The following is a 21,619-nucleotide window of genomic DNA, read 5'->3' as shown; positions in this document are numbered from 1 at the left end:
GCGCTGGCAGATTCGCCGCGCGGTCAGTCGCGGGGCAGGCGAGGGCCGGATGGCAGGCAAGGCGGTACCGCACTTCCACAACGAGCCGGGCGTGCCGGTGATCACCGTGGGCGTGAAGGAGTTCATGTGCATCGGCGCGCTGCCGCCGTTCGACCACCCGCACGTGTTCCTCGACATGGGCGCCGACAGCGAAATCATCTGCCAGTACTGCTCGACGCTCTACCGCTACCGGGCCGGCCTGAAGGCCGACGAGGCGGAGCCGCAGGCCTGCGTGTGGCGGGACGACGCCAAGGTCGCGGCGGAGTAGGCGCCGCCCACCGTGCCTTCTGGCAGTCCATCTCTGCGGATCGGGATCGTCGGGGCCGGGATCGGCGGCCTGACGGCGGCGCTGGCGCTGTCGGATGCCGGCCACGCCGTCACGGTGATCGAGCGCCGGACCGGCTTCAGCGAGGTCGGGGCCGGGATCCAGATCTCGCCCAACGCGAGCCGGGTTCTGGCAGGCCTCGGGCTCTCGGCGGCCCTGCGCCGGGCGGCGAGCGAGCCGCCGGCGGTCGAGGTGCGGGCCCTTGACAGCGGCCGCCGCATCGGCGGCGTGGCGCTCGGCGCGCAGGCGCAGAGCCGCTTCGGCGCGCCCTACTACGTGATCCACCGCGCCGACCTGCAGACGCTGCTGCTCGACGCGCTCCGGAGCCGCTCGACCATCCGCCTGATGATGGGGCGCACCGTCACGGCCGTGTCCCAGACGACGTCCGAGGCCGTCCTCACCGTCGAGGGCGCGAGCGGGGCCCAACCGGTCGCCTTCGACCTCGCGATCGGCGCGGACGGGCTGAGGTCCCGGCTGCGCGCGCATCTCGATTCGGCGCCGCTCCGCCCGGGTCAGGCCGCGGCGTGGCGCGCGCTCATCCCGATGGAGGCGGTCCCGCAGGACCTGCGCGGCGGCGCCACCGGCCTGTGGCTCGGCCGCGGCCGGCACGTGGTGCACTACCCGGTGCGGGACGGCCAGTTCCTCAACGTGGTGGCGGTGGTGCCCGAGGCGGTGGGCGACGAGGGCTGGGGCCGGCTCGGGGAGCCGGCCGTGCTGCGCGGGCACCTGCGCGGCAGCGCCGCGCCGCTGCGCGATCTCCTGAGCCTGCCGGATTCCTGGCTGGTCTGGTCGCTCGCCGACCGGGCCGTGGCGCGCCCGCTCGCCCGCGACCGGCTCGCGCTGATCGGCGATGCCGGCCACCCGGTGCTGCCCTATCTCGCGCAGGGGGCCGCCCTGGCGATCGAGGACGCCGCGATCCTCACGCGCGCCCTCGCAGACAACGCCGACGTTCCGGCCGCGCTCGCGGCGTATTCGGGCGCGCGGACCGCACGGGTGCGACGGGTTCAGAAAGCGGCGCGGAGCAACGGCCGGACCTACCACGCCGGCGGCGTGGTGGCGTTCCTGCGCAACGCCGTGATGGCCCGTCTCGGCCCGGACGGCATGCGCGACCGCTACGCCTGGCTGTACGGTTGGACGCCCCCCGCTTGATCGGACCCGCCGCCCCCGCTACCGAGGGTGCATGCGGACGTGGCGGAACCGGTAGACGCACGAGACTTAAAATCTTGCGGCCGCGAGGCCGTGCGGGTTCGAGTCCCGCCGTCCGCACCAGCACGCAGCGCGACGCCGGACCGGGATGCCGGAGGGGAATGGCGTGGTCTACGTGCTCATCATCATGCTCGCCGGCTCGGGCTCCGCGATCGGATCGGTCGAGTTCAACACGAAGCAGGCCTGCGAGGCCGCCGCGAAGCAGATCGCCGAGGCGGAGCGGCCCTACGGCGGCGCCTCTCCGGTGACCGTGTGCGCGCCGAAGGGGTGAGGCGGACGCGGCGGCCGTCGCGCCGGATGGATTGCATTTGAGCGATCGCCGAAACCGGCCCTTGTCGTGTCCCTGCCAGAGTGGCGGCGGGGAGATTCCGGTATGATCGACGCCCTTCAGACCGCCGCCACCGGCATGACCCGGGCCACCGACCGGCTCGGGAGAGCGGCCGAGACCATCGCGGCGAGCGGCGCGCCCACCGGCGACGCGACACTGCCGCCGGCCGCGCAGGTGGACCTGTCGGGCGCCGCGCTGGACCTGATCGGGTCGCGGTCGGCCTTCGCGCTGAACGCCGCGGTGGCGCGCTCCGCCGACCGCATGATGGGTCAGCTCCTCGACGTCACCGCCTGAGCGCCGGGAGGGCGAGGCCGGCCAGGATCGCGGCCGCCGCGAAGAGCAGGGCCACGCCGACGAGGCGGTAGGCCACGACCCCCACCACACCGCCCGCCAGGAAGGCGCCGACGGTCAGCAGGTACAGCCGCAGCCGCTCCGGATCGTGGGGCTTGAGTGGATCCGCGCCGGATGGGCCGCGGTCCAGCCAGCGCGCGAGTTCGATGCCGATGTCGGTGATCATGCCGGTCACGTGCGTGGTCCGCACCCGCGATTCGGAGATCTTGGTCACGGCCGCGTTCTGAAGGCCCAGGACGAAGCTCAGGCCGAGTACCAGGGCGTGGCTCCGCGCCGGCTCGTGGAGCGGCAGCACGACCAGGCCGACGGCGACGAGGAGGATCGCCTCCGCGCAGACCCCGTAGGCGTAGGCGCCCGGTCGGTGCCCGCGACGGCGGCGACGGATGAGCAGCGTCGCGGTGGCGGCGCCGAGCACGAACAGGACGACGAGCAGACCGGCTTGCAGGGCGAGGAGCAGGTCGCCCGTGCCGGTCCTGTCCGAGATGGCCGAGACGTTCCCGGTCATGTTCGAGGCGTAGAGGCCCACCGCGTAGAAGCCGGCGGTGTTCAGCGCGCCGGCCACCCCGGCGAGGGAGAGGGCGAGCGCCCTGTCGGCCTCGGGGGTACGCGTCTCGCCTTCGTGGACCAGCATGGACCCGTCGATGACCCGTCGGTGGGGTGCCGGAAACCCGATTCGGTCGGCGCCGCCACCGTCTTAAGCCACGCGCCCGGGCGCCGTCACGGCGCCCGGGCGCAACCCCCGGCTCACCAGCCGCGATAGCCGTAGCCGCCCTCGTAATCCCCGCCCCAGTGGCGGGCGGGGCCGTAGCCGACCGGGACCCGCTCGTAGGTCACGGTCCGGCGGGTGGCGTAGACCGGCGCGTCCTCCTCGTAGACGCGGTAGACCGGGGGCCGCCGCACGACCACGGGAGCCGGGGCGTAGCCGTAATCCGCGTATCCGTAGCCGTAGCCGGGCGCCGCGTGGGCCTGGGTCGCGGCGCCGATCAGGGCGCCGGCCGCGAGGCCGCCGATGATGCCGGCCGCGATGGCGCCGCCGCCGCGGGCCTCGGCGGCGGTGGAGGCCAGGGTGCCCGCGCCGATCAGCGCGGCGGCCGAGAGCAGAGCGATGCGTGTCATGACCTGTCTCCGGTGGGTGCGGGGAGCGCCTGCGGCGCCCCGGATCACACGAGGGACAATGCCGCGCCCGCGCTGCACCGATGCTGAAGCCGGCCTGCAGCCACGGTTCAGCTTGCCGGTCCGGCCTCCGTGTCGGGGGCGGTGCGGATGTAGCCTCGGGAGATCAGGCGACTGCGCTCGCGCGTGCGCCGCTCGGCCTCCATCAGGTCGGACAGGGCGTCGGCGATCGCGCAGCGCAGGGCGATCCCGGCATCGCCGCCCGCGAAGCCGAGATACGCGGTGCTGATCGCCTCGACGGGGCATACGTGATCGTCGCGCTGGGCCAGGACCTGGGTCAGCATCGGGTTCTCCTTCGTCGCGTCCGGGAACGAAAAGAGAACAGGCCATAAGGGTTAACGTTCCGTCAACGGAGGCCGGGCCGGCCGCGCGTGACCGGCCAAACCCTGTGGACAACGCAGTTTCCGCTGCCGGACGACTGTGGATAAGCCGGCTCACTCGGGCATGCGCGGCAGCGGCTTGCCGTCGGCGGGAATCGGGTAGCGGGCCGCGTTCAGCTCCATCGCCAGGAACGTGTAGTAGCCGGAGATCGCCGCCAGATCGACGACGCCGGGCTTGCCGAACCGGGCCTCGGCGCGGGCGAAGGTCGCGTCGGAGACGCGCTTCGTGTCCTGGAGCTCGGCGGTGAAATCGTACACGAGGGTCTCGTCGTCGCTCATCTTCGCCGGCCGGCGGCCGTCGCGGATCGCCGCGATGATGTCGGCGGAGATGCCGGCCTTCTCGGCGATCGGCGCGTGGACGTACCACTCGTAGTCCTGCGTCCAGCGGCGGGCGGTCATCAGGATCACCAGCTCCGAGAGCGTGGTGCCGATCTTCGGCTTGAAGCGGAGGTAGTCGCCCATCGACCGGGCGAGCGTCATCACCTCCGGCGAGTACATGAGCGGCTCGAACGGCCCGAAGGGCGGCTTGCCGCGCGCCTGCGCGAAGGCCTCGGCCGCCTGCTTCTGCTCGGGCGTGTAGTCCTGGGGCGGGATGGTCGGCAGCCGGTCCTGCGCCCGCGCCGCCACGGTCGCCAGCGGGGTCGCCAGCGGCAGGGCCAGGGCGAGGGCGGCCAGAGTCAGCGCGCGGCGGCGGAGGGTCATCGTTTCGCTCCCGTTGGATCTGTGCAGTCGCGCCGCACGATCGCGGCGGCGCCGCGCGGCCACCAGGGCCCGGGGCGGCAAGCCCGTGTCGAATCGCGCGCGGCGTCACGGGAATGCCGGACGCGTCGCGGTCCCGGGCCCGGCCCGGTTGCGCTCGGCGCCGCACCGCGCCATCAGCGGCCGCGATGGCCGGTCCCGCACCCGTGCTGCCGATCGAGGCGGCGCTCCCCGATCTGCGCCGCGCGCTCGCCGCGCGGAACGCCGCCGTCCTGGTGGCGCCCCCCGGCGCCGGCAAGACGACGCGCGTGCCCCTCGACCTGCTCGCGGTGCCCTGGCTTGACGGGCGCAAGATCGTCCTGCTGGAGCCGCGCCGCCTCGCGGCCCGGGCCGCCGCCGCGCGGATGGCCCAGACTTTGGGCGAACCGGTCGGCGGCACGGTCGGCCTGCGGGTCCGCCTCGGCTCGAAGATCTCGGGCCGCACGCGGATCGAGGTCGTCACCGAGGGTGTCTTCACCCGGATGATCCTGGACGATCCGGAACTGTCCGGGGTCGGAGCCGTCCTGTTCGACGAGTTCCACGAGCGCTCCCTCGACGCCGATCTCGGCCTCGCGCTGGCGCTCGACGCGCAGGGCGGCCTGCGGGAAGACCTGCGGATCCTCGTCATGTCGGCGACCCTCGACGGCGCCCGGGTCGCGCGGCTGATGGGCGACGCCCCGGTCGTGGCCTCCGAGGGGCGCGCCTTCCCGGTGGAGACCCGCTACGCGGAGCGCGATCCGAACCGGCGGATCGAGGACTCGGTCGCCGAGGTCACTTTGCGCGCCCTGCGGGCGGATCCGGGCTCGATCCTGGTGTTCCTGCCCGGGCAGGCCGAGATCCGCCGGACCGCCGACCTGCTGGCCGAGAAGGTCGGACCCGACGTGCAGCTCGCGCCGCTCTACGGCGCGCTGACGCCCGCCGAGCAGGACCGCGCCGTCGCGCCGGCCTCCGCCGGCACCCGGAAGGTCGTCCTCGCGACCAGCATCGCCGAGACCTCCCTGACCATCGAGGGCGTCCGGATCGTGGTCGATTCGGGGTTGGCGCGGGTCCCGGTCTACGAGCCGGGCCTCGGCCTGACCCGGCTGGTCACGGCCCGCGCCTCCCGCGCCTCGGTGGACCAGCGCCGGGGCCGCGCCGGCCGCACCGAGCCCGGCCTGTGCTGGCGGCTCTGGTCCGAGGCCGGCACCAACGCCCTGGAGCCGTTCACGCGGCCCGAGATCCTGTCGTCCGACCTCGCCGGGCTGCTCCTCGACTGCGCCGCCTGGGGCGTGACCGACCCGGGCGCGCTCGCCTTCCTCGACCCGCCGCCGGCGCCGGCCCTGGCGGAGGCCCGCGCCCTGCTGAGTGAGCTGGGCGCCCTCGACGCCGACGGCCGCCTGACGCCGGTCGGCGCGCGCCTGCGGGCGCTGCCGCTGCCGCCGCGGCTCGCCCGGATGGTGACGGTCGCGGCCGGTACCGGCCAGGCGCGGGCCGCGGCCGACCTCGCCGCCGTGCTGGTGGAGCGGGGCCTTGGGGGCGACGGGGTCGACCTCGACGACCGGGTCGAGCGCTTCCTCCGCGACCGGGGCGGGCGCGCCGCCGACATGCGCCGGCTCGCCGAGAACTGGGCCCGGAACGCCGGGGCCACCGGCCCCGCGAGCCCGGATGCCGGTCCGGCCGCCGCCGGGCCGCTCCTGGCACTCGCCTATCCCGACCGGGTCGCCCGGGCGCGCGGCCGCGAGGGCGAGTTCGTGATGGCGAGCGGTCGGGCCGGGCGCCTCGACCCGGCGAGCCCGCTCGCCCGCGAGACCCATCTGGTGGTCGCCGACCTCGCCGGATCGGCCGGGAACGCCCGGATCCTGGCCGCGGCGGCGATCGGCACTGAGGCGATCGAGCGCCTCTTCGCCGACCGGATCGAGTCGCGCACCGAGATCGCCTTCGATCCGCAGGCGGCCGCCCTGCGGGCGCGGGCGGTCCGGCGGCTCGGCGCGGTCAGTCTCGGGTCACGGCCGCTGCCGGTGCCGCCCGATACGGACAGCGCCGCGATCCTGGCGCGCGGCATCGCCGATCTCGGGATCGACCGCCTGCCGTGGACGCAGGCCCTGGCGCAGTGGCGGGCCCGGGTGACCTTCTTGCACGCCGCCGACGGCGTGGCTTGGCCCGACCTGTCGGACGACGCCCTGGCTCGCACCGCGGAGACGTGGCTGGCGCCTGCCCTAGTGGGGCGCGCCGCCCTGGCGTCGGTCACGGCGAGCGACCTCGCGGACGCCCTCCAGGCCCTGCTGCCCTGGGACCTGCGCGCGCGGCTCGACGCGGAGGCGCCGACCCATGTCGAGGTGCCGACCGGCTCCCGCATCCCGGTGGATTACACGGCCGAGGAACCGGCGCTGGCGGTCCGAGTCCAGGAGCTGTTCGGCCTCGACCGGCATCCCAGGGCCGGCGGCCGGCCGCTGGTCCTGCACCTGCTGTCGCCGGCCCAGCGGCCGATCCAGATCACGCGGGACCTGCCGGGCTTCTGGCGCGGTTCCTGGGCGGCGGTGCGGTCCGAGATGCGCGGGCGCTACCCGCGCCATCCCTGGCCGGAGGACCCGCTCAGCGAGGCCCCGACCCGCCGGGCCAAGCCCCGGGAAACCTGACAGCCGCCCTCCGAGACCCCGACACGAACGAGCCCGACGCGATGACGAACGACACGGATGCCCACGACCCCGCCGCCCACGACCCCTCCGCCGAAGGCTGGACGCCGGTGGAGGACAAGGGCTTCATCGCCCATGTCGGGCCGCTGCACGTCCGCGGCGCGGACGGCGCCTACGCCTTCCGGGCCGATCAGAAGCACGCCAACCTGATCGGCGTGGTCCACGGCGGCATGCTGATGAGCTTCGCCGACCGCGCCCTCGGCGAGACCGCGATGCGCGCCGCCGGGGGCGCCAACTGCGTGACCATCCAGCTGGAGATGAAGTTCATCGATGTCGGCCGACTCGGCGACTGGATCGAGATCCGGCCGCAGGTCGTCAAGCGCACGGGCTCCCTGGTGTTCATGCGCGGCGACGTCCGCGACGGCACACGTCTCCTCGCCTCGGCGGACGGCGTCTGGAAGATCCTGAGGCGCCGTCCCGATTGACCCGCGCAGGACGACGGTCCTAACCTGCCCGGGCGCATCGCGGCGCAGAGGCCCGATGTGCGGGGGAGGATCACATGCGACCGTCGCGGACCGACGCATCCGGGATCGCGGGTGAACGCGAGTCGATTCCGCGATCCCGGCGCACGATCCTCGCGGGCCTGGGGGCCCTGGCCGTCACTGCCGGCGACGCGGCGGCCCGACCGGAACCGCCCAGCACGGTGACGAGCCCGCCGCGCGACTTCCGGCCTGGCGCCGCCCCGACCACCTACTTCACCGATCCGGACATCGTCACGGTCGACCCGGCGTTCGAGCCCTACATCGTGCCCAACAGCGCCATCCGCCGGCTCTGGACCGGCGCCCTCTGGGCGGAGGGACCGGCCTGGAACTCGGTCGGCCGTTACCTCGTCTGGAGCGACATCCCGAACAACCGGCAGATGCGCTGGCTGGAGGAGGACGGGCACGTCTCCACCTTCCGGATGCCGAGCAACAACTCCAACGGCAACAGCTTCGATCGCCAGGGGCGACAGCTTACCTGCGAGCACGCCACCGGGCGGGTCGTCCGCTACGAGCTCGACGGCTCGGCGACGGTCCTGGCCGATTCGTTCGAGGGCAAGCCGCTCAACTCGCCCAACGACGTCATCCAGCACCCGGACGGCGCCTACTGGTTCTCCGATCCGCCCTACGGGGCGCTTCTCTACGAGGGCCTGCCCGACGTCGCCGGCGGCCCGAGCAACCGGCAGGGCCATCTCGATCCGCGGCTCGGCCAGCCCGCCGGGACCGTCCCGCGGCGACGCGAGCTCCCGAACGCGGTCTACCGCATCGACCCGTCCGGCCGGGTCGACCGGGTTCTGACCGACGACGAGGTGCCCGACCCCAACGGCCTGTGCTTCTCGCCCGATCACCGGACGCTCTACGTCTGCTCCACCGGCAAGGGTCCCGGGGATACCGGACCCGGCGGCAAGGGCGAGATCTATGCCTTCGACGTCGGGGCCGGGGCGGCGCTCTCGAACAAGCGCCTCTTCTCGGACTGCGTCGTCGACGGGGTGAAATGCGGGCCCGACGGCCTGCGGACCGACGTCGACGGCAATCTCTGGGTGTCGAGCAATGCCGGCCGGGCCGTGGGCTACAACGGCGTCACCGTCTGGACGCCCCAGGGCAAGCTCATCGGTCGGATCCGCCTGCCGGAAGTGTGCGGGAATCTGACCTTCGGCGGCCCCAAGCGCAACCGCCTGTTCATGGCGGCGAGCCAGTCGCTCTACGCCCTGACGGTGAATACCCAGGGCGCCGGGCCGGCCTAGGATCGCGAATCTGCGATCCGGGACGGAACCGGCGCCGATCCTCCTCTCGGCCATGGCTGACCGGGCATCGCGACGCTATCTGTCACGGGCATGAGCGAGGATCCCGCCCCCGACCCGACCTTGAGCCGCCTCAGCGCGGCCCTCGGGGATCTGCCGAAGCGCGGGCTGCCGCCGGTGGAGCGGTGGGACCCACCCTATTGCGGCGCCATCGACATCCGCATCGCCGCGGACGGGACGTGGTTCCACAACGGCTCGCCGATCCGACGGGACAAGCTGGTCAAGCTCTTCGCCACCATCCTGCGGCGCGAGCCGGACGGCCGGACCGTCCTGGTCACGCCGGTGGAGAGCGTGGGCATCACCGTGGACGACGCGGCCTTCGTGGCCGTCGAGATGGCGGTGGACGGGAGCGGGGCGGACCGGCGGGTCTCGTTCCGGACCAACGTCGACGACCTAGTGAGCGTCGACGCCGACCACACCCTCCGCTTCGAGGAGGCGCCGGACGGGGCGCTGAAGCCCTACCTCCATGTCCGCCGCGGGCTGTGGGCGCTCGTGACCCGGGCGCTCACCTACGACCTCGTGGACCTCGCCGAGGAGCGTCTGGTCGACGGGAAGCCCTGGCTCGGCCTGTGGGCCGGCGGCGCCTTCCACTCGATCGCGCCGGTCGCCGCCGCGTGAGCGACCCGCTCGCCGACTTCCTCGCCCGCGCCGCCGCCGGCCTGTCGCCGGACCCGCCCGGACCGGACGATCCGACCTCCAATCCCCGGGGCGACCACAGCCTCGATCCGGACGGGACGGCCGTGATCCCGCCGCCGCCGCACCGCCGGGCCGCCGTCCTCGTGGCGGTCGTGCCGCGCGCGGACGGTCCGACCCTGATCCTGACGATGCGGGCCGCCAACCTGCGCGACCATTCCGGGCAGGTGGCGCTGCCGGGGGGCAAGATCGATCCCTCCGATCCCGGGCCTGCGGACGCGGCCCTGCGGGAGGCCTACGAGGAGATCGGGCTGCCGCCCGAGGCGGTGCGGTTCCTCGGCTATCTCGACCCATACCTCTCGGGCACCGGCTTCCTCGTGACGCCGGTCATCGGCCTGGTCGATCCCGGCGCGGTCCTGACGCCGAACCCGGACGAGGTGGCCGACGTCTTCGAGGTACCGCTCCCGTTCCTCATGGACCCGGAGCGCTACCGCCTGCGCTCCCGCGCGTGGCAGGGCCGCGAGCGCTGGTTCTACGCCTTGACCTTCGGCGAGCGGCTGATCTGGGGCGTCACCGCCGGGATCCTGAACAATCTGCGGGAACGGCTCTACCCGGAGGCGGAGCCGGGCGACGCCGACCGCGCGGCGCGTTAGGCTGACCGCATGCTCCGCCGCATCCTCGAAGAGTTCGGCCTCTTCCTCATTCCCTTCGCGCTGTTCCTCGTCTACCTGCTGCTGTCCGGCCGCAATCCCCTGCGCCGGGTACACTGGGACGCGCACCTGTTCCGCTTGGTCCTGGCCGGGCTGGCGGTGGTGATCGGCACCCTCGTCTACGAGGGCCTGTTCTCGGAGCGCCGTCCCGGGGGCTACGTGCCGACCCACATGGAGAACGGCCGCCTCGTACCCGGTGGCTTCCGGTGAGCCGCGCCCTCGATCCGGCGGGGCTGGCGGCCCTGCTCGAACGCCCGGGCGTCCGCCGCGTCCTCGCGGCCCTGGACGCGCCGGGCGCGGAGACCCGCCTGATCGGCGGCTGCGTCCGCGACGCGCTCCTCGGCGCGCCGACCGCCGACATCGACATGGCGACGACGCACCGGCCCGAGGCGGTGATGCGGGCGGCGCAGCGGGCGCCCGGCCTCAAGGCGGTGCCGACCGGCATCGAGCACGGCACCATCACGCTGGTGACCGAGGACGGGCCGATCGAGGTCACGACCCTGCGCGAGGACGTCGAGACCGACGGGCGTCACGCCGTCGTCCGCTTCGGCAGCGACTTCCTCCGCGACGCCGAGCGCCGCGACTTCACCGTCAACACGCTCTCCCTCGGCGCCGACGGAACCCTGCACGACCCGGTGGGCGGCCGGCCCGACCTGACGGCCGGGCGGGTGCGCTTCATCGGCGACCCGGCGACCCGGATCCGCGAGGACGCGCTGCGGATCCTGCGCTTCTTCCGCTTCCATGCGCGGTTCGGAGCCGGCGCGCCAGACGCCGCGGCGCTGGCGGCCTGCGTGGCCGCGCGGGACAGCCTGGACCGGCTCTCTCGCGAGCGCGTGCGCGCGGAATTCCTGAAGTTGCTCGCGGCCCCCGGCGGCGCGGCCATGGTGACGACGCTGAGCACGACCGGGCTGCTGCCGCGGATCACCGGCGGCGTCGGGGAGCTCGGGCGGCTGGAACGGGCCGCAGCCGCGGGCCTGCCTCCGGTGACGCGCCTCGCGGCCCTCGCCGTCGGCGCTCGGCACGACGCCGACCGGCTGCGCGACCGGCTACGCCTGTCGAAGAACGAGCACGGGCAGCTGCTCGGCTACGCCGCGGCGCTGGCCGATCTCCACGGATGCGCGGTGCTGGACGCGGTCGCGGCGCGGGCCCTGGCGGCGGAGCACGGCCTGTCGTGCCTGGCCGACGCGCTGGCGATCCTGGCCGGAGAGCCGCGGCCCGCCGTGACGGAGGCGGCGCGGGCGGCCCTGCGGGCCCTGGAGGGGGAAGGGGAGTCGCCGGCCTTTCCCCTGGCGGGGGCGGATCTCGTCGCGGCCGGGGTGGCGCCGGGGCCCGGGATCGGGCGCGGGTTGGCCGCGGCGCGGAGGATCTGGCTGGAGCGGGGCTGCCCGACGGACGCGGCAGCGCGGGCCGACCTGCTGGCGCGGGCGCTGGAGGGCGCCCGCTGAACGAGGCTCAGAGCTTCAGGAGCGCCTTGGTCTCCTGGAGCTGGACGATCTGGCCGTTCAGCTCCTCGCGCTTCTGCAGGTCCTCGGTGGCGTCGCGCTGCATCTCGATCGCCTCGATGTCGCGGTCGAGGGATTCGTGCGTCAGCTCCTCGATCGGGGCGGCGCGCTCGGCCAGCACGGTCACGGCCGTCGGGCCGATATCGGCGAAGCCGCCGCGGACGTAGATCCGCTTGCCGCTGCCCTGGCTCTCGGTGATCACGATGACGCCGACCCGAAGGGAGGTCAGCACGGGCGCGTGGCCCGGCATCACGGTCATCTCGCCCTCGGTGCCGGGCAGCTGAACGGCGGTCACCTCGCCGGAATACAGCGTCCGCTCGGGGCCGACGAAATCGAAGTGGAAGGTGGCCATGGCCTGACGTGTTCCCGGATCGGCGGCGCGCGCCCCGCCAAGCGGGCGGAGCGTCTCGGAAAAAGGCTGCGCGGACGGCACCGGTCAGGGTCGCCCGCGCGGCCTCTGTCCCCTTCCCGCGCGGGGAAGGGGGTGTCGTCTTACGCGGCCTTGAGCTTCTTGGCCTTCTCCTGGGCCTCCTCGATGGTGCCGACCATGTAGAAGGCGGCCTCCGGGAGGTCGTCGTAGTCGCCGTTCACCAGGCCCTTGAAGCCCTTGATGGTGTCCTCGAGGGCGACCTGCTTGCCCGGCGAGCCAGTGAACACCTCGGCCACCGAGAAGGGCTGCGAGAAGAAGCGCTCGATCTTGCGGGCGCGGGCCACGGTCAGCTTGTCCTCCTCGGACAGCTCGTCCATGCCCAGGATCGCGATGATATCCTGGAGAGCCTTGTAGCGCTGCAGGGTCTGCTGGACGCGGCGGGCGACATCGTAGTGCTCCTCGCCGAGGATCGCCGGCGACAGCATGCGCGAGGTCGAGTCCAGCGGGTCCACCGCCGGGTAGATGCCCTTCTCGGCGATCGAGCGCGACAGCACGGTCGTGGCGTCGAGGTGGGCGAACGAGGCGGCGGGCGCCGGGTCGGTCAGGTCGTCGGCCGGCACGTAGATCGCCTGCACCGAGGTGATCGAGCCCTTGGTCGTGGTGGTGATGCGCTCCTGGAGGGCGCCCATGTCGGTGGCGAGCGTCGGCTGGTAGCCCACCGCCGACGGGATGCGGCCGAGGAGCGCCGACACCTCGGAGCCCGCCTGCGTGAAGCGGAAGATGTTGTCGACGAAGAACAGCACGTCCTGGCCGTCGTCGCGGAACTGCTCGGCGATCGTGAGGCCGGTCAGGGCGACGCGCGAGCGGGCGCCCGGCGACTCGTTCATCTGGCCGTAGACCAGGGCGCACTTCGAACCCTCGGCGGAGCCGTGCTCCTTCGGGTCGACGTTCACCTTGGACTCGATCATCTCGTGGTAGAGATCGTTGCCCTCGCGGGTGCGCTCACCCACGCCGGCGAACACCGAGTAGCCCGAGTGCACCTTGGCGATGTTGTTGATCAGCTCCATGATCAGCACGGTCTTGCCGACGCCGGCGCCGCCGAACAGGCCGATCTTGCCGCCCTTCGCGTAGGGGGCGAGCAGGTCCACCACCTTGATGCCGGTCACGAGGATCTGGGCCTCGGTCGACTGCTCGGCGTAGGAGGGGGCCGGCTGGTGGATGGCGCGGAACGTGTCGGCCTGGACTGGGCCAGCCTCGTCGATCGGCTCGCCGATGACGTTCATGATGCGGCCGAGCGTGTTCATGCCGACCGGAACCTTGATCGGCTCGCCGGTGTCGGTGCACTCCTGGCCGCGGGTCAGGCCCTCGGACGTGTCCATGGCGATGCAGCGGACGGTGTTCTCGCCGAGCTGCTGGGCCACCTCGAGGACGAGGCGGGCGCCGTTGTTCTTGGTCTCCAGCGCGTTCAGGATCTCGGGCAGGTGGCCCTCGAACTGCACGTCGACCACGGGGCCGATGACCTGGGTGATCTTGCCGACCTTGTTGGAGCCGGTGCCGGGGAGTGCGGTGTTCGCCATCGTTAACCTACCCTTCAAGCTGTGCGGTCGGGTCGCGGTGCCTCAGAGGGCTTCCGCGCCCGAGATGATCTCGATGAGTTCCTTGGTGATCATGGCCTGACGCGTCCGGTTGTAGATCAGCGTCTGCTTCTTGATCATCTCGCCCGCGTTGCGGGTCGCCGAGTCCATGGCGCTCATGCGCGCGCCCTGCTCGGAGGCGGCGTTCTCCAGGAGCGCCCGGTAGATCTGCACCGTCAGGTTCTTCGGCAGCAGCGTCTCGAGGATCGCCTCCTCGGACGGCTCGAATTCCAGGGCGGCGTTGCCGGCGGCCGCCTTCGCGGTCGTGTCGACCGCCGGCAGCTCCGCGGGGATCAGGCGCTGCGCGGTCGGGATCTGCGAGATGACCGAGCGGAACTCGGAGTAGAACAGGGTCGCGACGTCGAACTCGCCGTTCTCGAAGCGGGTCAGGATCTTGTCGGCGATCGAGGCGGCGAACTCGTAATCCACCGGGCGGTTGCCGCGGATGTCCATGCTCTCGACGATCTGGTCGCGGTACTGCCGGCGCAGCGCGTCGAGGCCCTTCTTGCCGACCGTCATGATCTTGACCGTCTTGCCCTCGGCGGCGAGCCTCTGGGCGTACTCGCGCACCGCGAGGCGGACGATCGACGAGTTGAACGCGCCGGCGAGGCCGCGGTCGCCCGTGCACACCACGAGCAGGTGCGTCTGCTCGGAGCCGGTCCCGGACAGGAGCCGCGGGGCGCCGACGCCGCCGACGAGGTTGCCCGCGAGGTTGCCGAGCACCGCCGACATCTTCTCGGCGTAGGGACGGCCCGCCTCGGCGGCCATCTGCGCCCGGCGCAGCTTGGCGGCGGCGACCATCTGCATGGCCTTGGTGATCTTCTGCGTCGCCTTCACCGAGGTGATGCGGTTGCGCAGGTCCTTCAAACTCGCCATCGGGTGAGGTCCAGGTCCGTTCTATGGGCCTCTCCTTCCCTCGGCGGGAAGGAGCCGGAAGTTCGGGCGGTGCGGCGGGGACCGGGATCCCCCCGCACCACCCAAGATCCCTCCCCGAGGGGAGGGGCCTCACATCAGCCGATCGACTTGGCGACGCTCTCGACGACGCTCTTCAGCTTGCCGGCGTTCTCGTCCGACAGGTCCTTGGAGGCGGCGATCGAGTCGAGCAGGTCCTTGTGCTTGGAGCGCAGGGTCGAGAGCAGCGCGTCCTCGAAGGGACGGACCTTGGTCACCGGCATCTTGTCGAGGTAGCCGTTCACGCCGGCGTAGATCACCGCGACCTGCTCTTCCATCTTCAGTGGCGAGAACTGCGGCTGCTTCAGGAGCTCGGTGAGCCGCGAGCCGCGGTTCAGGAGCGCCTGGGTGGAGGCGTCGAGATCCGAGCCGAACTGCGCGAAGGCGGCCATCTCGCGGTACTGCGCGAGCTCGCCCTTGATCTTGCCGGCGACCTTCTTCATCGCCTTGGTCTGCGCCGAGGAGCCCACCCGCGACACCGAGAGGCCGACGTTCACCGCCGGGCGGATGCCCTGGTAGAACAGGTCGGTCTCGAGGAAGATCTGGCCGTCGGTGATCGAGATCACGTTGGTCGGGATGTAGGCCGAGACGTCGTTGGCCTGGGTCTCGATGACCGGCAGCGCGGTCAGCGAGCCGTTGCCGGCGGCGTCGCCCATCTTGGCGGCGCGCTCGAGCAGGCGGCTGTGGAGGTAGAACACGTCGCCCGGATACGCCTCGCGGCCCGGCGGGCGGCGCAGCAGCAGCGACATCTGGCGGTAGGCCACGGCCTGCTTGGACAGATCGTCGTACACGATCACGGCGTGCATGCCGTTGTCGCGGAAGTACTCGCCCATGGCGCAGCCGGCGAACGGCGCGATGAACTGCATCGGGGCCGCGTCGGACGCCGTGGCGGCGATGACGATGGAGTACTCCAGCGCGCCCTGGTCCTCCAGGACCTTCACGAACTGGGCCACCGTCGAGCGCTTCTGGCCGATAGCGACGTAGATGCAGTAGAGCTTGGCCTTCTCGTCACTGCCGGCGGTGTGGCCCGGCTTCTGGTTCAGGATCGTGTCGAGGGCGATGGCGGTCTTGCCGGTCTGGCGATCGCCGATGATCAGCTCGCGCTGGCCGCGGCCGACCGGGATCAGGGCGTCGATCGCCTTCAGGCCCGTGGCCATCGGCTCGTGCACAGACTTGCGCGGGATGATGCCCGGAGCCTTGACGTCGACGCGGCGACGCTCGGTCGACTGGATCGGGCCCTTGCCGTCGATCGGGTTGCCGAGGGCGTCGACGACGCGGCCGAGCAGGCCCTTGCCGACCGGCACGTCCACGATGGCGCCGGTCCGCTTGACGGTCTGGCCTTCCTTGATCTCGCGGTCGGAGCCGAAGATCACGATGCCGACGTTGTCCTGCTCGAGGTTCAGGGCCATGCCGCGCACGCCCGACTCGAACTCGACCATCTCGCCGGCCTGGACGTTGTCGAGGCCGTAGGCGCGGGCGATGCCGTCGCCGACGGACAGGACCTGCCCGACCTCGGAGACCTCGGCCTCCTCGCCGAAGTTCTTGATCTGCTCTTTCAGGATCGCGGAGATCTCGGCGGCGCGGATGTCCATACTCGGGCCTCTGTCGCTGATGCGTCTATGCGTGTTCGGGTCGGATGGGGGCGCTTACCGCGCGGCCCGCATCGCGAGGCGGATACCGTTGAGCTTGGTCTTGAGGGAGGCGTCGACCATGCGCGAGCCCATCTTCACGACGAGGCCGCCGATCAGGCTGGGATCGACCACGAGGTCGACGGCGACATCGGCCTTGGCGATGTCGCGCAGCGACGCCTTGATCTCCTCGATCACCGCGTCGGAGGGCTTCTCGGCCACCCGGACCTGGGCGCGCACGATGCCCTTCGAGTCCTGGACCAGGGTCCGGAACGCGTCGATCATGTCGGGCAGGGCGAAGAGCCGGCGGTTCGAGGCCGCGAGGCGGATGAAATTGCCGGCGAGGCCGCCGATGCCCGCCTTGTCGAGCACGGCGCCGATGGCGGCCGCCTGCTCCTCGGCGCTGAAGACCGGGCTGCGGACGAGGCGGCGGAGATCCGCGCTCTCCTTCAGCAGCGTGTCGAATTGATCGAGAGACTCGGCGACCGCGTCGACCTGGCGCTCGTCGCGCGCGAGCTCGAACAGGGCGGAAGCGTACCGGCCCGCCACGCCTGCGACCAGGGGACCAGCCTCGGAACCGTTCTGCGCCACCCGTCGCTCTCTTCTCTGGTTGCCCGTCCGCTCCGCGCGCTCCGGCTGGAGCGCGGTGCGAGACCGTTCGGGACGTGGGATCGCGCCGGCAACGGACAGGTCGAGAACTGTCCTCGCGGCGCGGCGACCGCCTAGCATGCCAGCATGGCCGCGCGCAACACGGCAGGCGCGCGTCGCTGCGCGTCAGGACGGCGGAAGTGTGACGCGGGTCCCGCCTCAGCAGGCGAGCCGGTCGCAGCGCCGCACGCTCGCGATCATCTTGGCCATGGCGCCGGCGCCGGGATGCCCGAGGATCCCGCTGTTGCCGATCACGTAGGACGGCGTCGCGTATAGGCCGAGATCCGCGGCCATCCGCATCTGGCTCTTCAGCGCCGCGCGCACCTCCTCGCTGTCGGCGATCTCCTCGACCTCCGCCTGCGGGATCCCCATCGTGGCGGCGACGGCGAGCGCGCCGGGCCCGTCGATGCGGCCGGGCTTGCCCAGCAGCGTCTGGTAGAAGCGCCACGCCGCCTCGGAGCCGAGCTTGCGCTGCACCGCGAGCATCACCTTGGCGGCCTGGGCGGATTGCGGCGACAGGATCGGGTTGTGGACAAGCCCGATCCGCAGCTCCGGATCGCTGTCGTGCAGGGCAACCACGTCGGCGGCCGCCTTCCGGCAGTACGGGCAGTTGAAGTCGAAGAACTCGTAGAGCGTGGTGCCGGCATCCCGCGGCCCGACATAGGTCACGCCGCGCAGGGCCGGGATCTGCCCGGTGATCTCGCCCGGCAGGATCGAGTTCGCCACCGCGCGCCCGTCGTCGCCCGTCACCGCGACCCGCTGGCCGTAGGATTGCGCGGAGGCGCTGGTCAGGCCGGCACCGAAGGTGGCGGCTGCGGCGAGCAGGAGGCGTCGCGAGACAGGCTTCGAAACAGGCATGGGACTCGTCCGGGGCATCGCTGTCCCGCTCCGGCCGCGCCGAAGCGGAGCCGGACCAGAACCAGGGGGTCGAGTCGGTTTCATGGCCGAGCGGCCGTGAACGTCGCGCTACCGCGCGGCGGGCGCGGCCTAGCGCAGCCCCTTCGGCCGGTCGCCGGTCGCCCAGGCCAGGGCCTGCTCGAGCCGGTCGTTGCCCCAGAACAGCTCGCCGTCATCGGCCAGGAACGTCGGCGCCCCGTAGATCCCGCGGGAGCGCGCCTCCTCGACGCTGACCCGCAGCTTCGTCTTGTTGGCCTCGGCGGCGGCGGCCCGCACGGTCTGCGTGCCGTCGAGCCCGAGCGAATCGAGGATCTCCGCGACGGCCGCCGGCTCCGCGATCGAGCGGCCCTCGGCGAAGCTCGCGGTGAAGACCGCCTTCGAGAACGGGACCAGCCACGGCTGGTCCTGGCCGAGGATCGCGACCCGCACCGCGCTGAGGCTGTTCTGCGGAAACTGGGCGGGGCGCGTCACCGGCGGCAGGCCGAGGCGGGCGGCCTCGCGCTCGACGTCGCGCCACATGTTCTTGCCCTTGGCCGCGTAGAGATTGAACGGCGAGGTGGTCCAGCCCTGCGCGGCGAAGAGCGGCCCGACCAGGAAGGGGCGCCACCGGATCGCCACGTCCGCCTCGGCGGCGGCGGCCTCGACGCGCATGGCCGCGAGGTAGGAGTAGGTGGAGGCGAATTCGTACCAGAACTCCAGAATTGGCTGGCGCGCCATAGACTTCGCTTCTCCGATGCACTCTCGCGGCGATGACGACCTGCAACGCCCGCGCCGTTTCTGACACAACCGCAAGGCCGTCGTGAGGCGAAACGCGGCCGATCCTCCGGCATCTCGGCTACGCGCGAGGCGGCGCGCCGGTTGCAGGCCGGTGACACCCGCGATAAGCCGCAGACGCCGAGCCAGATCCCTCGCCCAGTTCCGGAAGTCCCATGTCCGTCCCCGCGAAGAGCCCCGTGAAGAAGGTCGTGCTGGCCTATTCCGGCGGCCTCGACACATCGATCATCCTGAAGTGGCTGCAGACCACCTACGGCTGCGAGGTCGTCACCTTCACGGCCGATCTCGGCCAGGGCGAGGAGCTGGAGCCCGCGCGCCGCAAGGCGGAGCTCCTCGGCATCAAGCCCGAGAATATCTACATCGAGGACCTGCGCGAGGAATTCGTCCGCGACTACGTCTTCCCGATGTTCCGGGCGAACGCCGTCTACGAGGGCGTCTACCTGCTCGGCACCTCGATCGCCCGGCCGCTGATCGCCAAGAAGCAGATCGAGATCGCCGAGCGCGTCGGCGCCGACGCGGTCTGCCACGGCGCCACCGGCAAGGGGAACGATCAGGTCCGGTTCGAGCTTGGCTACTACGCGCTGAAGCCCGACGTCACGGTAATCGCGCCCTGGCGCGAGTGGGACCTGCGCTCGCGCGAGCAGCTCATCGCCTTCGCCGAGCAGCACCAGATCCCGATCGCCAAGGACAAGCGCGGCGAGAGCCCGTTCTCGGTGGACGCCAACCTCCTGCACGCCTCCTCGGAGGGCAAGGTGCTGGAGGATCCGGCCGTCGAGGTGCCGGACTACGTCTACTCGCGCACCCTCTCCCCCGAGGAGGCGCCCGACCAGCCGACGGTCATCACGATCGGGTTCGAGCGCGGCGACGCCGTCTCGATCGACGGCGAGGCTCTGTCGCCCGCGAGCCTTCTGACCAAGCTCAACGAGCTCGGCCGCGCCAACGGCATCGGCCGGCTCGACCTGGTGGAGAACCGCTTCGTCGGCATGAAGAGCCGCGGCATGTACGAGACGCCGGGCGGCACGATCCTGCTGCCGGCGCACCGCGCCATCGAGTCGATCACGCTGGACCGGGGGGCCGCGCACCTCAAGGACCAGCTCATGCCGCAATACGCCGAGCTCATCTACAACGGCTTCTGGTTCTCGCCGGAGCGCGAGATGATCCAGGCCCTGATCGACAAGAGCCAGGAGAAGGTCACCGGCACGGTGCGGCTGAAGCTCTACAAGGGCGGCGTCCACGTGATCGGCCGCGAGAGCCCGCACTCGCTCTACGACCAGGACCTCGTGACCTTCGAGGAGGGCGCCGTCGCCTACGATCACCGCGACGCGGCGGGTTTCATCAAGCTCAACGCCCTGCGCCTGCGCACCCTGGCCCAGCGCAAGAAGCGCGAGGGCTGAGCCCGGTGCCGGTCGCCGCCGCGCGGGCGGCCGCGACCGGAGGTAGCCGTCAGGCGGGGAGCCAGCGCTCGGCGGCCCGACGGAAGTCGCCGGGCCCGAGATCGGCGTAGCGCAGGAAGATCTGCAGGGCCGGCTGCAATTCGCGATGGAGGCGCACGAGCCGCGTCTCCGCGTCCTCGTCGTCGTTCGCGGCCGCGCCCGGCACGGCGGCGAGAAGGCGCTTCATGGCCGCGGTGTAGGCACCGTCCGCGCCGTAGGGCCGCTCCGGGTCGACGCGCGGCACCCCCTGCTCGGCGTTCCACCCGATGTTCAGCTGCGGGATCAGCGCGAGGTGCTCGGGCGTCACCGCGAAGGTGATCAGGTCCGGGGTCTCGCCGGTGGCCGCGTCCCGGAAGACGTCGCCCACGGCGCCCGGATCGAGCTTGGCCAGACCGTTGTGGTACTGGTACCGGCCCGGCTTCAGCTGCCCGTTCTGGACGAAGACGGCGAGGCCGTCCTCGAGGGACCGGTGCTCCTCCTCGGCGCCCTCGTCGTCGCCGGTGACGTTGGCGATATCGCCGTCGCGGTCGAGGCTGCCATAGGGGGCGGCCGGGTGGATGGTCGGCGCCCCCGGCTCGGCGCCGTCCCAGGCGACGACCATCCGGCGGATCAGGGCGATGCGCTCCAGGCTCAGGTCGTAGGCGGCATCGCTCATCGTGTATCGGTCCCGGCTCTCACGCTTGGAAGGCCCGTCTTACAGAGGCGAGTCGCCCCCTGCTACCGCCGCACGCAGCCCGTGAGGCCGTCGATCTGTCCCATCATCGCCTGGATCCGCGCGGCCCGGCGGCGCACCCCGGGAGAGGGCCGGCCGGCGCTGCGGGTGATCGGGTTCGGCAGCACGGCGGCGAGCAGGGCGGCCTCGTTGCGGGTCAGCCGGCTCGCGTCCTTGCCGAACCAGTGCCGGCTCGCGGCCTGCGCGCCGTAGATCCCGTCGCCCCACTCGGCGACGTTGAGGTAGATCTCCATCATCCGGCGCTTGCCCCAGAGCGTGTCGAGCGCCAGCGCCAGCGGGATCTCGATGGCCTTCCGGATGTAGGAGCGGCCGGGCCACAGGAAGACGTTCTTCACCGTCTGCATGGCGATCGTGGAGGCGCCGCGGCTCGGGGAATCCTCGTCCTCGACCACGTCGCGGATCGCGCCGAAATCGACCCCGTGATCCAGGCAGAAGCGCTGATCCTCCGAGGCGATCACCGCCTGCGGCAGGACCGGCGCGATGGCGGAGAGCGGGACCGGATCCCGACTCACCGGCTGAAGCGTCAACCACCGTCCCAGCATCAGGGTCGACGGCGGCATCACCGCGCTATAGACGAGCGCCAACGTCAGCGCGAGGACGAACCCGACGGCGGGGAGCAGCAGCAGCGCTCCCACAAGCTGTCGGACGCGACGGGAACGGCGCGGGCGCGCGAGCGGGAGGTCGCGACCTGCCGTCTCCCGCCTGCGTCGAGCC

25 protein-coding genes and 1 tRNA gene are annotated in these 21,619 nt (G+C 72.2%); 13 read left to right on the top strand and 13 right to left on the bottom strand.

Going from position 1 to position 21,619, the window contains the following annotated elements; translation table 11 throughout:
- The first annotated feature begins 49 nt into the window (after positions 1–49).
- The 5 genes from BM419_RS04340 to BM419_RS04320 all read left to right on the top strand — a co-directional run bounded on the left by BM419_RS04340 (position 50) and on the right by BM419_RS04320 (position 2,192).
- On the top strand, positions 50–307 hold the full coding sequence (locus BM419_RS04340) for a zinc-finger domain-containing protein (RefSeq protein ID WP_020093518.1): 258 nt from the start codon (positions 50–52) through the stop codon (positions 305–307).
- 12 nt (positions 308–319) lie between these two features.
- Positions 320–1,513, top strand: coding sequence for an FAD-dependent monooxygenase (locus BM419_RS04335; protein ID WP_042674994.1), 1,194 nt, complete (start codon positions 320–322; stop codon positions 1,511–1,513).
- A 33-nt stretch (positions 1,514–1,546) separates the two neighbouring features.
- Positions 1,547–1,633 (top strand) — tRNA-Leu (locus tag BM419_RS04330).
- A 25-nt stretch (positions 1,634–1,658) separates the two neighbouring features.
- The gene (locus BM419_RS04325; protein ID WP_020093516.1) at positions 1,659–1,841 is read left to right on the top strand and encodes a hypothetical protein; all 183 of its coding nucleotides are present in this window, start codon (positions 1,659–1,661) and stop codon (positions 1,839–1,841) included.
- Positions 1,842–1,943: 102 nt separating this feature from the next.
- Complete coding sequence (locus tag BM419_RS04320) at positions 1,944–2,192, top strand: hypothetical protein (protein WP_020093515.1); 249 nt, start codon at positions 1,944–1,946, stop codon at positions 2,190–2,192.
- On the opposite strand, the gene BM419_RS04315 is transcribed toward BM419_RS04320, so the two are convergent.
- From BM419_RS04315 to BM419_RS04300, 4 genes are all read right to left on the bottom strand, one after another.
- On the bottom strand, positions 2,182–2,880 hold the full coding sequence (locus BM419_RS04315; RefSeq protein WP_020093514.1) for a YoaK family protein: 699 nt from the start codon (positions 2,878–2,880) through the stop codon (positions 2,182–2,184). The two genes, BM419_RS04320 and BM419_RS04315, sit on opposite strands and share 11 nt — an antisense overlap.
- A gap of 113 nt (positions 2,881–2,993) precedes the next feature.
- Complete coding sequence (locus BM419_RS04310; RefSeq protein WP_020093513.1) at positions 2,994–3,365, bottom strand: hypothetical protein; 372 nt, start codon at positions 3,363–3,365, stop codon at positions 2,994–2,996.
- 107 nt (positions 3,366–3,472) lie between these two features.
- Positions 3,473–3,706: a hypothetical protein gene (locus BM419_RS04305; RefSeq protein ID WP_020093512.1), complete on the bottom strand. Its 234-nt coding sequence runs from the start codon at positions 3,704–3,706 to the stop codon at positions 3,473–3,475.
- Positions 3,707–3,856: 150 nt separating this feature from the next.
- Positions 3,857–4,504, bottom strand: a complete 648-nt coding sequence (locus BM419_RS04300; protein ID WP_020093511.1) for a carboxymuconolactone decarboxylase family protein — start codon at positions 4,502–4,504, stop codon at positions 3,857–3,859.
- Positions 4,505–4,689: 185 nt separating this feature from the next.
- Between BM419_RS04300 and hrpB the strand changes: the two genes are divergently transcribed.
- The 7 genes from hrpB (at position 4,690) to BM419_RS04265 (ending at position 11,780) form a co-directional block, all read left to right on the top strand.
- On the top strand, positions 4,690–7,155 hold the full coding sequence (gene hrpB, locus BM419_RS04295; RefSeq protein WP_026604985.1) for an ATP-dependent helicase HrpB: 2,466 nt from the start codon (positions 4,690–4,692) through the stop codon (positions 7,153–7,155).
- Between the two features lie 41 nt (positions 7,156–7,196).
- Entirely contained in the window at positions 7,197–7,637 is a 441-nt protein-coding gene (locus BM419_RS04290) for a PaaI family thioesterase (RefSeq protein WP_020093509.1), read from the top strand.
- 74 nt (positions 7,638–7,711) lie between these two features.
- Complete coding sequence (locus BM419_RS04285; protein ID WP_020093508.1) at positions 7,712–8,935, top strand: SMP-30/gluconolactonase/LRE family protein; 1,224 nt, start codon at positions 7,712–7,714, stop codon at positions 8,933–8,935.
- 90 nt (positions 8,936–9,025) lie between these two features.
- Positions 9,026–9,610 carry a DUF1285 domain-containing protein gene (locus BM419_RS04280; protein ID WP_020093507.1) on the top strand — a complete coding sequence of 195 codons (585 nt, stop codon included), beginning with the start codon at positions 9,026–9,028 and terminating at the stop codon, positions 9,608–9,610.
- Complete coding sequence (locus tag BM419_RS04275; RefSeq protein WP_026604983.1) at positions 9,607–10,278, top strand: CoA pyrophosphatase; 672 nt, start codon at positions 9,607–9,609, stop codon at positions 10,276–10,278. Before BM419_RS04280 ends, BM419_RS04275 begins: the two co-directional genes overlap by 4 nt.
- Before the next feature lie 9 nt (positions 10,279–10,287).
- Positions 10,288–10,545 carry a DUF6111 family protein gene (locus BM419_RS04270; RefSeq protein ID WP_020093505.1) on the top strand — a complete coding sequence of 86 codons (258 nt, stop codon included), beginning with the start codon at positions 10,288–10,290 and terminating at the stop codon, positions 10,543–10,545.
- Complete coding sequence (locus BM419_RS04265) at positions 10,542–11,780, top strand: CCA tRNA nucleotidyltransferase (RefSeq protein ID WP_091924995.1); 1,239 nt, start codon at positions 10,542–10,544, stop codon at positions 11,778–11,780. The genes BM419_RS04270 and BM419_RS04265 overlap by 4 nt, the downstream gene beginning before the upstream one ends.
- 7 nt (positions 11,781–11,787) lie before the next feature.
- Here the strand turns inward: BM419_RS04265 and BM419_RS04260 are convergent, their stop codons facing one another.
- The 7 genes from BM419_RS04260 to BM419_RS04230 all read right to left on the bottom strand — a co-directional run bounded on the left by BM419_RS04260 (position 11,788) and on the right by BM419_RS04230 (position 18,682).
- Entirely contained in the window at positions 11,788–12,189 is a 402-nt protein-coding gene (locus BM419_RS04260) for a F0F1 ATP synthase subunit epsilon (protein ID WP_020093503.1), read from the bottom strand.
- 140 nt (positions 12,190–12,329) lie between these two features.
- Entirely contained in the window at positions 12,330–13,784 is a 1,455-nt protein-coding gene (atpD, locus tag BM419_RS04255; RefSeq protein WP_020093502.1) for a F0F1 ATP synthase subunit beta, read from the bottom strand.
- 42 nt (positions 13,785–13,826) lie between these two features.
- Complete coding sequence (locus BM419_RS04250; RefSeq protein WP_020093501.1) at positions 13,827–14,717, bottom strand: F0F1 ATP synthase subunit gamma; 891 nt, start codon at positions 14,715–14,717, stop codon at positions 13,827–13,829.
- A gap of 134 nt (positions 14,718–14,851) precedes the next feature.
- Positions 14,852–16,384, bottom strand: coding sequence for a F0F1 ATP synthase subunit alpha (gene atpA, locus BM419_RS04245; protein ID WP_020093500.1), 1,533 nt, complete (start codon positions 16,382–16,384; stop codon positions 14,852–14,854).
- Between the two features lie 54 nt (positions 16,385–16,438).
- Entirely contained in the window at positions 16,439–17,011 is a 573-nt protein-coding gene (locus BM419_RS04240) for a F0F1 ATP synthase subunit delta (protein WP_020093499.1), read from the bottom strand.
- Positions 17,012–17,227: 216 nt separating this feature from the next.
- A complete protein-coding gene (locus tag BM419_RS04235) occupies positions 17,228–17,926 on the bottom strand; it encodes a DsbA family protein (protein WP_020093498.1) in 699 nt (232 codons plus the stop codon).
- 129 nt (positions 17,927–18,055) lie between these two features.
- Complete coding sequence (locus tag BM419_RS04230) at positions 18,056–18,682, bottom strand: 2-hydroxychromene-2-carboxylate isomerase (RefSeq protein WP_020093497.1); 627 nt, start codon at positions 18,680–18,682, stop codon at positions 18,056–18,058.
- A 212-nt stretch (positions 18,683–18,894) separates the two neighbouring features.
- Here BM419_RS04230 and BM419_RS04225 point away from each other — a divergent pair, with 212 nt between their 5' ends.
- A complete protein-coding gene (locus BM419_RS04225) occupies positions 18,895–20,133 on the top strand; it encodes an argininosuccinate synthase (RefSeq protein ID WP_020093496.1) in 1,239 nt (412 codons plus the stop codon).
- Between the two features lie 49 nt (positions 20,134–20,182).
- Here the strand turns inward: BM419_RS04225 and BM419_RS04220 are convergent, their stop codons facing one another.
- Together BM419_RS04220 and mtgA are read right to left on the bottom strand one after the other, a co-directional pair.
- The gene (locus BM419_RS04220) at positions 20,183–20,827 is read right to left on the bottom strand and encodes a hypothetical protein (RefSeq protein WP_020093495.1); all 645 of its coding nucleotides are present in this window, start codon (positions 20,825–20,827) and stop codon (positions 20,183–20,185) included.
- 62 nt (positions 20,828–20,889) lie between these two features.
- On the bottom strand, positions 20,890–21,540 hold the full coding sequence (gene mtgA, locus BM419_RS04215) for a monofunctional biosynthetic peptidoglycan transglycosylase (RefSeq protein ID WP_020093494.1): 651 nt from the start codon (positions 21,538–21,540) through the stop codon (positions 20,890–20,892).
- Positions 21,541–21,619: the final 79 nt, after the last annotated feature.

Source organism: Methylobacterium sp. yr668 (genome assembly GCF_900116245.1).
Classification (GTDB): domain Bacteria; phylum Pseudomonadota; class Alphaproteobacteria; order Rhizobiales; family Beijerinckiaceae; genus Methylobacterium.
Note: the sequence above shows the minus strand (reverse complement) of the source record. Positions and strands in the feature narration are given on the sequence as shown.